Here is a 15,965-nt window from a genome sequence, read left to right on the forward strand (position 1 = left end):
TATGACCGAAGATACCAAGTTCCACCACGGAGATTCCGCAACGGACAGTGCACCCATTGTCGAGATGAAGGATATCGAAAAGCATTTCGGCAATATCATCGCGCTGGCGGGCGTCAGCTTTGATGTGAAGCCGGGCGAATGCCACTGTTTGCTGGGCGATAACGGAGCCGGCAAATCGACCTTCATTAAAACCATGTCCGGTGTGCACAAGCCGACCAAAGGCGAGATCTATTTCGAAGGCAAACCACTGCATTTCGACACGCCCCGCGATGCGATGGAGGCAGGGATCGCAACCGTCTTTCAGGATCTGGCGATGATCCCGTTGATGAGCGTGACCCGCAATTTCTTCATGGGCCGCGAGCCGACCAAGGGGAAAGGTTTGCTCAAACGGTTTGATGTCGAGCAGGCGAACGACGTTTGCATGGAAGAGATGCGCAAAATGGGCATCAACCTGCGCGGTCCTGATCAGGCTGTGGGCACCTTGTCCGGCGGTGAACGTCAGACCGTCGCGATTGCGCGGGCCGTCTATTTCGGGGCGAAGATTCTGATCCTGGACGAGCCTACATCGGCCTTGGGTGTTCGCCAGACCTCGAACGTGTTGGCAACGATTGACCGGGTGCGCAGTCAGGGCGTGGGTGTTGTATTCATCAGCCACAACGTGCGTCACGCGCTGGCCGTGGGTGACCGGTTTACCGTGCTCAATCGCGGCAAGACATTGGGGACTGCGCGACGGGGCGAGATTACGCCCGAAGAGTTGCAGGATCTGATGGCGGGCGGTCAGGAAATGGCCGAACTCGAAGGCTCTTTGGGCGGAACGGTGTAACGTCCAGCCCGTCAGGACTTATCGAAATTGCAGGAATGGCCGGGATGGCCTTGTGTTGAAAAGGGATCACAATGGGCAACACAGTCCGATTGACCGCAGCGCAAGCTTTGGTGCGCTATCTGGGTGCGCAGATGAACGAGGCCGGAGAGCCGTTTATCGCAGGCGTCTGGGCCATCTTCGGCCATGGGAATGTGGCCGGACTGGGCGAGGCGCTGCATGCAGTGAAAGACAGCCTGCCCACCTATCGCGGCCATAACGAGCAGACCATGGCCCATTGCGCGATTGCCTATGCCAAGCAAAAGCGCCGGACGCAGACGATGGCAGTGACGTCCTCGATCGGGCCGGGGGCCACGAATATGGTGACGGCAGCCGCGTTGGCCTATGTGAACCGCCTGCCGGTCTTGCTGTTGCCCGGCGACGTGTTTGCGACGCGCGGTCCTGACCCGGTTCTGCAACAGCCCGAGAACTTCAGCGACGGCACGGTCAGCGCCAATGACTGCTTCCGCCCGGTCAGCCGTTATTTCGACCGCATCACGCGACCTGAACATCTGCTGACCGCTCTGCCGCGCGCCTTCCGCACCATGACGGACCCCGCCGATTGCGGGCCGGTCACGTTGTCCTTCTGTCAGGACGTGCAGGCTGAAGCCTATGACTATCCCGAGAGCTTCTTTGAGCCCCGCGTCTGGTATCAGCGCCGCATCCGCCCGGATGAAGGTGAGCTGGGCCGCGCAGTGGCGGCGCTCAAGGCGGCCAAACGGCCGGTGATCATCGCAGGCGGCGGGGTGCACTATTCGGATGCGACGGAAGCGTTGCAAAGCTTTGCGGAAATGCACAACATCCCCGTCACCGAAACACAGGCCGGCAAGTCCGCGTTGGCCTGGGACCATCCGTTGAACCTGGGCCCCGTTGGCGTGACCGGAGGTGAACCGGCCAATGATGTCTGCGCCGAAGCTGATCTGGTTTTGGCAGTAGGGACGCGGCTGCAGGATTTCACAACTGGGTCATGGGGTTTGTTCTCGAACTCGGACCGCGAGATGGTGTGCCTGAACACCAACGCTTATGACGCTGAGAAACACGGCGCGATGCCGCTGCAATCGGACGCGCGCGTGGGTTTGGAGGAGTTGGGCGCTGCCCTTCAAGGCTATCGCGCCGATCCGGTTTCGGACACGCTCAAGGCGGATTGGTATGGTAAGGTCGATAAGCTGACGGACGCGCCCGGCGACGGGAACGCACTGCCGACGGATATGCAGGTGGTGGGCGCAGTTCAGCGCACCTCGCATAACGATACGGTGGTGATGTGTGCGGCTGGGACCATGCCGGGTGAACTGCACAAACTGTGGAAAGCCCCGCGCCCTGGCGCATATCACATGGAATACGGCTTTAGCTGCATGGGGTACGAGATCGCGGGCGCCATGGGCATCAAGATGGCCGAGCCCGAGCGCGACGTGATCTGCTTTACCGGCGACGGCACCTATATGATGGCCAATTCCGAGATGGCCTCGGCCGCGATGATGGGTGTCTCGTTTACCGTGGTGATCACCGACAACCGTGGCTTTGGTTGCATCAACCGTTTGCAGATGGGCACCGGCGGGGCCGAGTTTAACAACCTGTTGGACCATGCGGTGCATGAGAACCCGTCCAATATCGACTTTGCCGCCCATGCGGCTGCGATGGGGGCGACCTCGGTCAAGGTCGGCTCGATTGCCGAGCTCGAGGACGCGCTTGCCAAGCGCGCCGATATCAAGGGGCCGTATGTGGTTGTCATCGATACCGATCCTTACCCCTCGACCGAATATGGCGGCACGTGGTGGGAGGTGGCGGTGCCCGAGGTCAGCATCCGCCCCGAAGTGAACGAAAAACGCGCGGCTTATGAGCTGGCGATCAAGGAAAGAAACACCAAATGAGCGTGAAAATCGGAATATCTCCGATCGCGTGGCAGAATGATGATCTGCCGGATCTGACCGCTGCCTACACCATGGAGCAGGCGCTGAAAGAGTCGCGTGAGATCGGCTATACCGGCGTTGAGCGCGGCCAGCGGATGCCCGGCGATACCGAAGGTCTGCGCGCCTATCTTGAGGCGAATGACATTGCGCTTTGCGGTGGCTGGTGCTCGGGCGCGTCGCTGGTGAATGATTTTGCCACCGAACGCAAGGCTGTGCGCGAACAGGTCGAACAATTCGTGGCGCTGAACAGCCCCTGTATCGTATACGCCGAATGCTCGAACACCGTTCAGGGTCAGATCGGAACGCCGGTGAACGACCGCCCGAAACTGTCGAAGGATGAAGTTCTGGCCTATGCGGCCAAGATCACCGAATTGGCCAAGTGGATGGCGGATCACGGTATGCCCATGGCCTATCACCATCACATGGGTACGATCATCGAAAGCGAAGACGACGTGAACTGGCTGATGGAGGGGTCGGGCCCCGAGGTGAAGCTGTGCTTTGACACCGGCCACCTGCTGTTTGGGGGCGGCGATGTGCTGGCCACTCTGAACCGCTGGGGTGACCGTGTGCATCACGTGCATTTCAAGGATATCCGCCCGCAGGTCGTACAGGATACGCGCGAGAACAATCGCAGCTTTCTGGATGCCGTCATTGCTGGCGCCTTCACCGTGCCGGGAGATGGCTGCATCGACTTTCAGGCCGTCGCAAACGCGCTGAAGACGATGGATTACAGCGGCTGGATCGTGGTTGAGGCCGAACAGGATCCCGCCAAAGCGCCACCTTACGAATATTCGAAGAATGGTTACGAGCACATTGTCGAAGTCTGCGGGGAGGCTGGGCTGACGATCACTGCATAACTCACCGCCCGATGGGCAACACCGAAGCCATGAGAAAGGAGAAAATCATGGTGCACCAAGAACTTGGATATGTCGGATATTTTGACCGGGAATCCTGTGATCTGGATGAATTCAAGGTGTTGACCTCTCAGGCCTTACAGGCGTCAGCGGTGCCCCATGCGGCGGGCATTGAAAAGAACGTACCCGTTTATGACATGAATGCCCTGCGGCCTGCGCTAGAGGATGGCGCACAGCGTCAAGCTCTGCTGGCGGAATGGGGGCAGGTGTTGAACAGCTCGGCCGGAGTGATCGCGCTGAAAGGCGCTTATGCGGATACCACCGTGGTCGACCGTGCCACCGCAGTGTTTCAGCAGATCATCGACGCAGAGCGCGAAGGTGGGGCAGGCGAAGGCGATCACTTTGCGGCCTCGGGTGCCAATGACCGGGTGTGGAATGCGCTGCAAAAGCAATGCATGAAGGATCCCGAAGGTTTTGCGCTTTACTTCGGCAACACCTCGATTGCGGCCGCGTGTGAGGCCTGGCTGGGTCCGAACTATCAGATGACTGCACAGGTCAATCAGGTCCGCCCCGGTGGCAAGGCGCAGCAAGCGCATCGGGACTATCATCTGGGGTTTCAAAGCGCGGATAGTACTGCGCGGTATCCCGTTCACGCGCATCTGGTGACAGCGACTCTGACCTTGCAGGGCGCGGTGGCTCATTGCGATATGCCGGTGGAAAGTGGCCCGACCAAGCTGTTGCCGTTTTCGCAGCTTTATGCACCGGGCTATCTGGCGTTCCACGATGAGGCGCATCGCGACCACTTCGAAGCCAACTATATCCAACTGCCACTGGATAAAGGCGATGCTGTTTTCTTCAACCCGGCGCTGTTTCACGCGGCGGGCGAGAATCGCAGCGCGGATATCAACAGGATGGCAAACCTGCTTCAGGTCTCTTCAGCCTTTGGGCGCGCGATGGAGGCCATAGATCGACGTGCCATGTCGCTGAGGGCGTTCCCGGCGCTGGTGGCGTTGAAGCAGCGTGGTGATCTGTCGGGGTCAGAGCTGGACGCGGCCATTGCGGCAACTGCCGAGGGGTATCCATTTCCAACCAATCTGGACACGGACCCTCCGGTCGGCGGGAACGCCCCTGCCAGTCAAGCCGATATCCTGCGCAGCGCGGTATCCGAGGGTGGACAGAAGAACAGCTGGCACAGACGCTTGCAGCGCTGGAAACCCGACAGGCAGCATAAGGCAATATCGGGCGGGCGACCATGCCCGCCCAACACGGAGAACACGAGATGGCAGACCTTTTGAAAAAACCCTTCGGCACGCGCGGTAAGGTGCACGATATCACCCCGGCCAGTGCCGGTTGGCGCTATGTCGGGTTTGGCCTGTACCATCTGCGCGCGGGCGACACAGCTGCCGAGGTGACCGGTGATCGCGAGGTCATCCTGGTCATGGTCGAAGGTAAGGCGCAGATCACCGGGGCGGGGCAGGATTGGGGCGTGCTGGGCGACCGGATGGATGTGTTCGAAAGGACGCCGCCGCATTGCCTGTACCTGCCCAACGGGACCGACTGGCAGGCGGTTGCGGAGACTGATTGCATCATCGCGGTATGCACGGCCCCTGGTCAAGGCGGACATCAAGCGCGTCGTATCGGGCCGGACGGCATTACTCTGACCGAACGGGGCAAGGGCACCAACACGCGCTATATCAACAATATCGCGATGGAAAACGAAGACTATGCCGACAGCCTTCTGGTTACCGAGGTCTTTACGCCCAACGGCAACTGGTCATCCTATCCAAGCCATCGCCATGACGAGGATGATTATCCCCGGATCACCTATTTGGAAGAGACTTATTATCACCGACTGAACCCCGCCAACGGGTTCGGCATTCAGCGCGTCTATACCGATGACGGCCAGTTGGACGAGACGATGGCTGTATCCGATGGCGACGTTGTGACCGTACCGCGGGGCCACCACCCTTGCGGCGCCCCCTATGGGTTTGAGATGTATTATCTGAACGTCATGGCAGGCCCTCTGCGCAAGTGGCGGTTTGTCCCGGCCCCCGAGGTCGAGTGGATCATGGAGCGAGACAGTTGACCCAAGAATTTGCGAATTACCCCAGTTTGAAAGGCAAAACCGTCGTAATTACTGGCGGCGCCGGCGGTATCGGAGCGCGGACCGTCCGAGCGTTTGCCCAGCAAGGCGCGAAAGTCGGGTTTCTGGATATCAACGCTGATGCCGGGCACGCACTGCTGGCCGAGTTGGAAGGCGAGCACGCATTCGCGCAGTGCGATCTGCGCGACATTGACGCGCTGCGCGACGCACTAGAACAACTATCCGAAGAACTGGGCCCGGCGCACGTTCTGGTCAACAATGCGGCCCATGATGATCGCCACGACTGGCGCGAAGTCACTCCGGAATATTGGGATGAACGTATGGCGACGAATATCCGCCACATGTTCTTTGCCATTCAGGCTGTTGCGCCCGGTATGATTGCAGCGGGCGGCGGCTCGATCATCAATCTGGGGTCGAATTCCTGGTGGGAATGTGGCGCAGGGTTCCCGGCCTATGCCACGGCGAAATCCGCCGTGCATGGCCTGACCCGCACAATGGCGCGCGAATTGGGCGATCACCGCATCCGCGTCAATACCGTCGTTCCCGGCTGGATCATGACCGAGCGCCAAAAGGACCTGTGGGTCACGCCCGAGGCGCTGGCCAAACAGGTCGACCGCCAGTGTTTGCCTGACCCGATCGACCCGGTCTATGTGGCGCGGATGGTGGTTTTTCTGGCCTCGGACGATGCGGCCATGTGCAGTGCCGGGAATTTCATGGTCGAGGGTGGCTCGATCTGACCCCGCTCTTTCGCGGCATCAGGCTTGCGGGGGCCGCGACCCGCTGACCATGTGTGTCTTACTTCTGCGGTGGTGCCCCAAAAGCGCGGATCACGGCGCGGGCGGCGGCCTCGACCGGGTCTTGCGTTTCTTTCAGGATAGTCACGCGATCAAATCGGTTTGGGTCGCTGTTGACTGCTGCGCGTAGGGCATTCCCAAAGGCCATCCGCAGTTCGGTGCCGATATTGAACTTGCAGATCGACGTGTCGCACGACAGCCGCGCGCGCTGTTCCACCGGCACGCCCGAGCCGCCATGGATCACCAGTGGTACATCGGTTAACGCGTCGATCTCGGCAATACGGGCCTCGTCCAATCCGCCTTCTTTGTCTTGTTGCAAATGCACATTGCCGACCGAGATCGCCATCGCATCGACACCGCTTTGCCGGGCGAATTGCGCCGCCTCGGCGGGGTCTGTGCCGTTCGATCCTTCCCCGCCGGAATAGCCGACAAACCCGATCTCACCCTCGCAGGAAATTCCTGCCTTATGGGCCATTTCGGCGATGGCAGCGGTCTCGTCAATATTCTGCTGCAGAGGCTTGCGCGACCCGTCGAACATCAAGGAGGTAAAGCCGCTGTCCAGCGCGATCTTGCACTCCTCATACGTATAGCCGTGATCCAGATGCGCCACGACAGGGACCGAGGCGTTTTCAGCCAGGTACCGGAACATTTTTCCCAGAATGGGTAAGGGCGTATGCTCGCGACAGCTTGGTCCGGCTTGCAGGATGACGGGCGCATTTTCGGCTTCGGCTGCGGCCACATAGGCGCGCATGTCCTCCCAGCCCAGCGCTACCAGCCCGCCAACAGCATAGCCCTGCGCGTAGGCCGGTTGCAGCACATCTTTCAGCGTAACAAGGGTCATTTGAACTTGGCGATCATGTCTTTGATGCCCGGAATCGTTTCGATCTGATAGGCATGGGTGGGTTGGAAATACTGCACCAGAGATCGCTGGGTCAGGCCACCGAGGATGGTGAAGTAATACATCTCGTACCCTGGCAAGACGCAGCAGGGATGATACCCGGTGTCTATACAAACAGTCGAGCCATCGACGATGTGATAAGCATCGCCAGGGGCGTTATCTTCGCGCTGTAACATCTGCAGACCCGAGCCCCAGTTGGGTTTGAAGCGGAAATTATAGGTCTCATCATGCCGCGTCTCATCGGGTAGCCGGTTGGTGTCGTGCTTGTGGCTGGGGAACCCTGACCAGCCGCCTTGACCGACGGTGAACAACTCACTCACCAGCAGCCGGCCCACTTTGTCATGCTGCTTTTGACCCAGAATATGTTTGATCTTGCGATGGGTCTTGGTGTCATCGCTGCCATATTGCACAAGGTCATGTTCACGCACGTCGAACGGATCCAGCACCTTGTCGTATTTTGCACCAGCTACAAAAACCTCGGCGGAGTCAGACACGCAGACCATTTGCGCTTTGGCACCCACGGGAACATAGACCCCTTCGGGTTCGCCATCCCAAACGTCTTCGCCACGGTTTCCCAAAGCGGGGAAGGGGACGCCTTCCACGTCGACATCGATGCTGCCGGTTGCCGGAACAATGCAGGTTTCATATCCGGGTACCTGATATTCGAACGCCTCGCCCTTTTTCAATTTGACGATGTTGAAATAGTTCAACGGCACTGTCGGGTCATCAGTATCCACAATGGGTTTGTTCTGGTTGTCGAATGGGGCAATATGCATGAGACCTCCTAGGTCGTTGGACCGGGATGGGACGCCAGAAACGCATCCAGCTCAGACGTCGTTGGCATGGCTGGTGAGCATCCGGGTTTGGACACGACAATTGACGCACAGGCCGACCCGCGCATCACCGCGTCTTTCAGCGGATACCCCGCCGCGATCGAGGCCAGCAGACCTGCCATAAAGCTGTCGCCAGCGCCCACAGGTTTGATCGCGTCGACAGGGTAGATGCCGGTTTCGATTTCTTGTCCGTTGGCCAGTGTCACTGCGCCTTTTTCACCCATTTTGTAGATGACGACGCGCCCCGGTTTCCCAGCCAGTTCTTGCGCTTTGGCAAAGCCCTTTTCTATACCGCCAGCCATGAAGCCGAATTCTTCATCGTTTCCGACAATCAGATCGCTGGCCGCGCCCGCGCGCGACAAAACATCTGCCGCCACTTCCGCAGACGGCCAGCTGTAAGGACGGTAGTCGATGTCGAAAATCACCGGCAATCCGGCCGAGCGGGCGTTTTGAAGGGCGCGGAATGTGGCGCTGCGCGAGGGTTCAGCCGCAAAGACAGTTCCGGCGGACAGTACGGCTGTGAATGAAGTGTAGTCTACCCGGTCGACGTCTTCTTCGGTGACCTGAAAGTCGACCGCTCCGTTCCGGTAAATGACGTTCTGGAAATCCTCGGTCCGGCTTTCATACAGCGCCAGCGAAGTGCGATATTCACCCCCCAGAACGCGGATGTAAGATGTGTCCACTCCGTAGTGGGTCAGCCTGTTCATGCAGAACCGCCCTACCGCATCATCCGAAATCGACGTGACCAAAGATGCCTGACTGCCAAGTTTTACCAGCCCCGCGCAGATATTGGCCGAAGATCCCCCCAAGTCGGCTCCAAAGGCGCCGGCATCTTCGCTTTTGACACCGACAGGATCTGCAAACAGGTCAATGCCTGCGCGCCCGAAAACAGCAAATCGGTTTCCTTTGATCCCATCCATCAGGGTGCTCACGTCGTGTCCTCCGGCGAAATAGGGCGGGCAGGGATGGTTGGTCCTTGCGTTGAATCGATTCACACGATACTCATTTTGCAACCGGTTGCAAATATAATGTTCGGAGCGGTTGCAAGTGCCAGAAATCGGAATTGGAATCGTCGGCGGCGGCTATATGGGCAAGGCTCATTCGGTCGCAATGGCCGCGGTGGGGGCGGTGTTCAACACAGCATTGCGACCCCGGCTTGAGGTGATCTGCGCGTCGACGTCGCAGAGCGCAGAGCGGTATCGCGCAGCCTATGGGTTCGCGCGGGCGACCAGCGACTGGCGCGCCTTGGTCGCCGACCCAAAGGTCGAGGCAATCGTGATCGCCTCTCCCCAGTCTACGCATCGCCAGATAGCCGAGGCTGCCGCTGCGCTGGGCAAGCCGGTGTTATGCGAAAAGCCTCTGGGCGCGTCACTGGAGGACAGCCGCGCCATGGTGGCAGCCGCTGAAGCAGCCGGTGTAATTAATATGGTTGGGTTCAACTATATCCGGACCCCCGCCAGTCAATATGCAAGACAGTTGATTGCCAGCGGCGAGATTGGCGACGTCACCTGGTTCCGAGGCGAACATACCGAGGATTTCTACGCGGATCCGGATGCTCCGGCGACCTGGCGCACGACGGGCATGGCAAACGGCACGATCGGTGATCTGGCCCCGCATATGGTCAACGGTGCGATGGCCCTGATCGGGCCGATTACGCAGGTGATGGCCGATGTAGAAACCGTCCACCGGCACAGGCCGGGCGGAGAGGTCACCAATGACGACCACGCCCAGATGATGTGCCGGTTCGAAAATGGCGTCATGGGAAACCTCTATTTCAGCCGCGTCGCGACGGGACGGAAGATGGGGTACGCCTATGAGGTCTCTGGCACCAAAGGCGCGATCCGCTTTGATCAGGAAGATCAGAATGCCCTGTGGCTGTACCGCCGCGAAGGGCCTGAGGCGTCGCGGGGCTTCACCAAGATCCTGACCGGTCCGGCGCACCCGGACTATGAGCCCTTCTGTCAGGGACCGGGCCATGGCACCGGGTATCAGGACCAGATTATCATCGAAGCGAAGGATTTCCTGCAGGCCATCCATACAGGCCAAAACATCTGGCCGACTTTCCGCGACGGGCATGAGGTGAACCGCGTTTTGGCGGCGGTGCTTGCGTCCTCGGACCAGCGGCAATGGCAGGACGTCAGTCAATTCTGACCGAACAAACGACAAGACAACAGAGAGACTAAGATCATGGCAAAGCTGAAATGGGGCATGATTGGTGGCGGCGAGGGCAGTCAGATCGGGCCCGCGCACCGGTTGGGCGCGCTGGCCGATGGGATGTTTGAATTCACTGCGGGTGCGTTGGACCACCGCCCCGATGTCGGGCGCGAGTATGCGCAGCGTCTGGGCGTGGCGCAGGACCGTGCCTATGGCGACTGGCAAGAAATGTTGGCTGGTGAAAAAGACCGCCCTGACCGCATTGATCTGGTGACGATCGCCACCCCGAACGCGACCCACTTCGAGATCGCCAAAGCCTTTCTCGAGGCCGGTTTCCACGTGCTATGCGAGAAGCCGATGACCATGACGGTGGAAGAGGGCGAAGAGATCGTGCGTGTGGCCGAAGCCTCGGGCAAGATCTGCGCGGTGAACTATTGCTATTCCGCCTATCCGATGGTGCGGCAGGCCCGTGCGATGGTGCGGGCGGGCGATATCGGCAAAGTGCGTCTGGTGGTGACGAATTTCAGCCACGGCCACCACGGTGACGCGACCGACGCGGATAACCCTCGCGTGCGGTGGCGCTATGACCCAGCAATGGCAGGCGTTTCTGGTCAATTCGCCGATTGCGGTATCCATGCGCTGCATATGGCGAGCTTCATCAGCGATGACGAGGTCAAGACCCTGTCGGCGGATATGGCCTCGACCATCCCCAGTCGCGAACTTGAGGATGACGCCATGATCAACTTCCGTACCGAAGGTGGCGCAGTGGGGCGATTGTGGACATCCTCGGTGGCGATTGGTCGGCAGCACGGATTCGACATTCAGGTCTTTGGCGAAACCGGTGGTTTGCGCTGGGCATCCGAGCAGCCCAACCAGCTTGTCTATACACCGGTGGGAGGGCGCACTCAGATCATCGAAAAAGGCGAAGGGGGTTTGCACGACGACGCGCAGCGCCTGTCACGCGTGGCGATTGCCCACCCCGAAGGATTCCCGCTGGCGGTGGCCAATATCTATTGCGATCTGGCCGATGCCATTCAGGGAGAGGTCCGAGATGGCCTGCCAACCCCTGCCGACGGCGTCCGATCCATCGCAGCCGTTCACGCAGCGGTGGCGTCGTCCAAAAATGAAGGTGCCTGGACCGACGCGCGCCCACCGATGTTTCGCTGATCAGGGGCGGGGGCGCAATGTGCCCCGCTCAATCACCCGACAGGGAAAGATACGGGCCTCGGGGTAGCGGTCGGGGTCTTTCAACATCTCTTCCACAAGATCGACAGACGCCGTGATGATCTGCTTGATCGGCTGGTGGATTGTCGTGAGGTCAACGTTTTCCCAACGCGACATCTCCATGTCGTTCAGGCCGATGATTCCGATATCATGACCCGGCTTTATCCCGTGATCGCTCAAGGCTGACAATGCGCCGATTGACAAAATATCGTCGCCACAAAAATACCCTTCGGCAGGGGTATCCGCTAACAGACGCAGCATTTCGGCGCGACCTGCCTCGAACGAATAGGCACCCGCGAAGGAATGCGAAACGTTCAGGTCGGGGTGTTTTTCGACCTCTTCCATGAAGCCGCGATAGCGGTCCATGGCAGAGGTCGCATCTTTGGGGCCACCCAGATAACCGATGCGTCTGTACCCTCGTGCAAGCAACTCTCGTGCAGCCATGCGCCCGCATTCCACATTGTCGATCCCCACCACGTGAACCTCGGGCGACGTGGCAGAGCGCCCGAATGTATGCACCACGGGAACGCCTGCATCGTGGAACGCCTTGGCAAAACTTGGCAGCAACGTCGAAGAAGCCACGATGGCCGCATCGACCGAGTATTGCCGCAACATCCTGACAGAGTTTGCGGGCTGAACTTCGTCCGTCAGGTTGACGATCAGGGGCCGCAAGCCGCGTTCCTGAAGGGTGCGGGTGAACAGGTCGAACACCTCAAGGAATATGGGGTTGTGAAAGTTGTTCGAGATCAGGCCGATCAGCTTGGTTCGCCCCGTTGTCAGTGACGACGCCAAAGCATTTGGGCTGTAGCCTAGTTCGGCAGCGGCCTTTTCGACTTTGCTGCGGGTTTTGGCTGAAACCGAGGCGCCTTCGGTAAAGGTGCGCGACACAGCAGACCGCGAAACTCCGGCCAGCGCCGCGACATCTTTCAGTGTGACACTCATGATGTGGGCCTAGTCGGTTTTATGGAAGAAATTGGTGCGGTCATAAGGAAATACTACGCAATATTGCATCGCGGTTGCAATCGGTTGCAACGGCATCGTTGCAGCAAGAGCAAAGAAAACTGGGCCTGTATGCGAAAACTTGGTCGACCCCAAGGTCAGCAGAAACAGGTATCATCGACACAAAAGGCACTTTGGGCTGGATCAAACAGAAAAGTTGCGGCCTGATCTTTCCTGACGCATCAGGCAAAACATCGGGCAGCTGCTCGCCCTAGTCAATTTCCTCAAAGCTTGATCACAGCCATCTTGTCCTGAGTCATGTCATGCATCGTATAGCCGATGCCGCCCGTGTTGTATCCCGATTGCCTCCGTCCCGCGAAGGGCATCCAATCGACCCGGAATGCCGAGTGATCGTTCACCATAACGGCGGTTGCATCCAGATGCCTGATGGCTTGCATGGCCGTATCCAGCGCTTTGGTGAAGACAGCCGCCTGAAACGCGAAAGGCAGGCTGTTGGCGGCGGCGAACGCATCCTCGATCCTGTCGTAGCTATAGACGCAGACCACTGGTCCAAAGACTTCGGATGTTGATACCCGAGCGTTGGCGGGTGGGTTCAGCAGGACGGTTGGCGCATATGTCGTCGGACCCAGCTTTCGTCCGCCGGTCAGCAAGGTTGCGCCACCCTCAACGGCCTCGTCCACCCATTCGGCAACGCGATCAACTTCGCCGGGACGGATCAGGGGGCCGCATTCGGTATCTTCCTGACGCGCATCACCAACCTTAAGTGCGGACGCCGCTTTGGCCAGTTTTTGTGCAATGTCCTTTGCGATGCCCGTGGGCGCGAAAAGGCGCTGGACCGAGACGCAGACCTGCCCCGAATGATAGAACCCGCCTTTGGTCACGAGTGGGATCATTCCCTCAATATCGGCGCTTTCATCCACGATCACGGGTGCGGCCCCGCCATGTTCCAGCGCACATCGCACACCGGGGGCCAGCTTGGACCGTAGCATCCAACCCACCTTGGCCGAGCCGATGAAGGAAAAGAACCCAACGCGCGTATCGGTGATCATCTGCTCGGCCACGTCGTTGTGGCAAATCGCGAGGTGGCACCAAGTCTCAGGTAAACCAGCCTCATGCAGAATTTCGACAAATGCCTTGCAGGACAGTGGCGTATCCAAAGCGGGTTTGACGATCACCGGGCAGCCTGTAGCCACTGCGGGGGCGACTTGGTGAACGATCAGGTTGAGCGGATGGTTGAACGCGCTGGCCGCGACAACCACGCCTATCGGTTCGCGCTGTGTAAAGGCGACCCGACCCGAGCCCGCCGCTGTCAGGTCCATCGGGATTTCTTTGCCAGCCATATGGCCAATCTCGTGGACGCACAGTTCGACCCCGTCGATTGCGCGGGTCACTTCAATGCGCGCGTCGACCAAAGGCTTGCCACCTTCACTGGCGATCAGCATCGCCAGTTCGTCGGCCCGTTCAGACATGATGCGGGCGGTGTTTTTCAGGATCTCGATCCGCTGAAAGGCCGGCAACCACGCGTCGCGCGACCGGTGTAAACCATGGGCCACGTCCAACATGGAATCCACATCATCCCACGTGTTGATCGCAACACTACCGATCTTCTCAAGATCAAAAGGGTTGAGAACGTCCAGAGTGTCGCTCATATCAGGCACACCTTTGCAGCCAGTTCATCAATCAGCACACGCTGGTTTTCGCTGTAGTCCACCGGCAGGTCAATCAGGTGAACGCCGCCCGCCTGGAACGCCTTTTCGAAGGTTGGGACCAGATCCTCGGTACGTGCGATCCGATGGCCGGTCGCGCCGTAACTGTTGGCGTATTGCACGAAATCGGGGTTGTTGAATTCCAGCCCCCAGTCGTCGAACCCCGCATGTGACTGCTTCCACCGGATCATCCCGTATGAGCTGTCATTCAAAACGGTCACAACCAGATTGAGGCCAAGTCGAACCGCGGTTTCAATTTCTTGACTGTTCATCATGAACCCGCCGTCGCCACAGATCGCCATGACCCTGCGGTCGGGGTAAAGCTTGGCCGCCATCATGGCCGAAGGCAACCCGGCCCCCATGGTGGCCAGAGCATTGTCCAGCAGGACGGTATTGGGCTGATAGGCAAGATAGTTTCGCGCGTACCAGATTTTATAGATGCCGTTGTCCAGCGCAATGATATCGCAATCGCCCATCACTTTGCGGGTATCGGCTACAAAACGCTGTGGGATTACGGGGAAACGTGGGTCATCGGCACCTTCAGATGTATGCTGGTCGGTCTCTTGCTTGACGCGCTGGAAATAGCTTCGGTCGAAATCCAGCGGGCCGCCCAGTTTATCACCTAGCCGCGCGATGGATTGTGCCAAATCACCGACGACTTCGACCTGCGGGAAATAGACCTGATCGACCTGCGCGGCCTTGTAATTCACATGGATCACCTTGGTGCCGCCTTCCTCCATGAAGAAGGGCGGTTTTTCGACCACGTCATGGCCCACATTGATGATCAGATCGGCCCGTTCGATGGCGCAATGCAGGTAATCGCCATCCGACAGCGCAGCCGTCCCAAGAAACAGGTCGGATCGTTCATCCACCACGCCCTTGCCCATCTGCGTGTTGAAGAAGGGGATCTGCGTGTCTTCGACAAATTTGCTTAGCGCACTGCGAGCGTGCTTGCGGTTGGCTCCGGCACCCAGCAACAACAAGGGCATTTTCGCCGACCGGATCATTTCAGCGGCTTCGTTCAGGACCGTGTCGCCCGCGACAGCGTAATGGCGCGGATGCGGCTCGAGCACATGTTCCGTTGTGTCTTCAGCAGCGATATCTTCTGGCAATTCAAGCAGGACCGCGCCGGGGCGTTCCTCTTGCGCGACGCGGAACGCCTCGCGGATCAGGGATGGGATGGTGTTGCCATGAACGATCTGCTTGGACATCTTGCAGATCGGGTCGAATAGACCGACCACATCAATGATCTGAAATTGGCCCTGTTTTGACTTCTTGATGGGCTTTTGGCCTGTGATCATGATCAGAGGCATGCCGCCCAGATGCGCATAAGCGGCAGGAGTCGCAAAGTTGGTGGCCCCTGGACCCAGTGTTGCCATGCAAACACCCGCCTTGCCGGTCAAGCGCCCGTAGGTCGCCGCCATAAATGCCGCGCCCTGTTCATGGCGGGTCAGGACCAGCTCAATCCTTGAAGTCCGCAAGGATTCCAGCACATCCAGGTTTTCCTCACCCGGTACGGCAAAGATATAGTCGACCCCTTCGGCCTCAAGCGCTGCGACGAGCAGATCCGAGGCTTTCGTGACAGACGGTGTGTTTTGCGAATGATCGGACATGGTGTCTCCTGATAGCGCGCCGGATGCGCGCACGAATCCGGCGGTGGCAAAGGTCACAA

At 59.1% G+C, this 15,965-nt stretch carries 14 protein-coding genes; 8 read left to right on the top strand and 6 right to left on the bottom strand.

Translation table 11 applies throughout. The features are described from left to right. Position 1 precedes the first annotated feature (1 nt). The 6 genes from ACR3EG_RS04605 to ACR3EG_RS04630 all read left to right on the top strand — a co-directional run bounded on the left by ACR3EG_RS04605 (position 2) and on the right by ACR3EG_RS04630 (position 6,461). Positions 2–823, top strand: a complete 822-nt coding sequence (locus ACR3EG_RS04605; protein ID WP_209195248.1) for an ATP-binding cassette domain-containing protein — start codon at positions 2–4, stop codon at positions 821–823. A gap of 71 nt (positions 824–894) precedes the next feature. Continuing rightward, on the top strand, positions 895–2,727 hold the full coding sequence (iolD, locus tag ACR3EG_RS04610; RefSeq protein ID WP_480483282.1) for a 3D-(3,5/4)-trihydroxycyclohexane-1,2-dione acylhydrolase (decyclizing): 1,833 nt from the start codon (positions 895–897) through the stop codon (positions 2,725–2,727). Further along, on the top strand, positions 2,724–3,623 hold the full coding sequence (gene iolE, locus ACR3EG_RS04615) for a myo-inosose-2 dehydratase (RefSeq protein ID WP_480483284.1): 900 nt from the start codon (positions 2,724–2,726) through the stop codon (positions 3,621–3,623). Before iolD ends, iolE begins: the two co-directional genes overlap by 4 nt. A 47-nt stretch (positions 3,624–3,670) precedes the next feature. Further along, positions 3,671–4,915, top strand: coding sequence for a phytanoyl-CoA dioxygenase family protein (locus tag ACR3EG_RS04620; protein WP_480483286.1), 1,245 nt, complete (start codon positions 3,671–3,673; stop codon positions 4,913–4,915). Then, complete coding sequence (gene iolB, locus ACR3EG_RS04625; RefSeq protein WP_480483288.1) at positions 4,900–5,706, top strand: 5-deoxy-glucuronate isomerase; 807 nt, start codon at positions 4,900–4,902, stop codon at positions 5,704–5,706. Before ACR3EG_RS04620 ends, iolB begins: the two co-directional genes overlap by 16 nt. Continuing rightward, complete coding sequence (locus ACR3EG_RS04630; RefSeq protein ID WP_480483290.1) at positions 5,703–6,461, top strand: SDR family NAD(P)-dependent oxidoreductase; 759 nt, start codon at positions 5,703–5,705, stop codon at positions 6,459–6,461. Before iolB ends, ACR3EG_RS04630 begins: the two co-directional genes overlap by 4 nt. Before the next feature lie 58 nt (positions 6,462–6,519). Here ACR3EG_RS04630 and ACR3EG_RS04635 read toward each other — a convergent pair whose 3' ends face one another. Genes ACR3EG_RS04635 through iolC form a run of 3 tightly spaced genes read right to left on the bottom strand, consistent with a single transcriptional unit; the run spans position 6,520 to position 9,169 of the window. Next, on the bottom strand, positions 6,520–7,359 hold the full coding sequence (locus ACR3EG_RS04635; RefSeq protein WP_480483292.1) for a class II fructose-bisphosphate aldolase: 840 nt from the start codon (positions 7,357–7,359) through the stop codon (positions 6,520–6,522). Next, complete coding sequence (locus ACR3EG_RS04640; protein ID WP_480483294.1) at positions 7,356–8,192, bottom strand: 5-deoxy-glucuronate isomerase; 837 nt, start codon at positions 8,190–8,192, stop codon at positions 7,356–7,358. Before ACR3EG_RS04640 ends, ACR3EG_RS04635 begins: the two co-directional genes overlap by 4 nt. A gap of 8 nt (positions 8,193–8,200) precedes the next feature. Continuing rightward, positions 8,201–9,169 (bottom strand): 5-dehydro-2-deoxygluconokinase, encoded by a 969-nt coding sequence (gene iolC, locus ACR3EG_RS04645; RefSeq protein ID WP_480496694.1) that lies wholly within the window; start codon positions 9,167–9,169, stop codon positions 8,201–8,203. Positions 9,170–9,296: 127 nt separating this feature from the next. On the opposite strand from iolC, the gene ACR3EG_RS04650 reads away from it, so the two are divergent. Together ACR3EG_RS04650 and ACR3EG_RS04655 are read left to right on the top strand one after the other, a co-directional pair. Continuing rightward, entirely contained in the window at positions 9,297–10,400 is a 1,104-nt protein-coding gene (locus ACR3EG_RS04650; protein WP_480483296.1) for a Gfo/Idh/MocA family protein, read from the top strand. A gap of 36 nt (positions 10,401–10,436) precedes the next feature. After that, on the top strand, positions 10,437–11,570 hold the full coding sequence (locus tag ACR3EG_RS04655) for a Gfo/Idh/MocA family protein (protein ID WP_480483298.1): 1,134 nt from the start codon (positions 10,437–10,439) through the stop codon (positions 11,568–11,570). Here ACR3EG_RS04655 and ACR3EG_RS04660 read toward each other — a convergent pair whose 3' ends face one another. The 3 genes from ACR3EG_RS04660 to ACR3EG_RS04670 form a co-directional block, all read right to left on the bottom strand. Further along, positions 11,571–12,569, bottom strand: a complete 999-nt coding sequence (locus ACR3EG_RS04660) for a LacI family DNA-binding transcriptional regulator (RefSeq protein ID WP_480483300.1) — start codon at positions 12,567–12,569, stop codon at positions 11,571–11,573. A 281-nt stretch (positions 12,570–12,850) separates the two neighbouring features. Then, complete coding sequence (locus tag ACR3EG_RS04665) at positions 12,851–14,236, bottom strand: aldehyde dehydrogenase family protein (protein ID WP_480483302.1); 1,386 nt, start codon at positions 14,234–14,236, stop codon at positions 12,851–12,853. Then, a complete protein-coding gene (locus ACR3EG_RS04670) occupies positions 14,233–15,906 on the bottom strand; it encodes an acetolactate synthase large subunit (RefSeq protein ID WP_480483304.1) in 1,674 nt (557 codons plus the stop codon). The genes ACR3EG_RS04665 and ACR3EG_RS04670 overlap by 4 nt, the downstream gene beginning before the upstream one ends. Positions 15,907–15,965 lie beyond the last annotated feature (59 nt).

This window comes from Ruegeria sp. AM7, assembly GCF_056535965.1.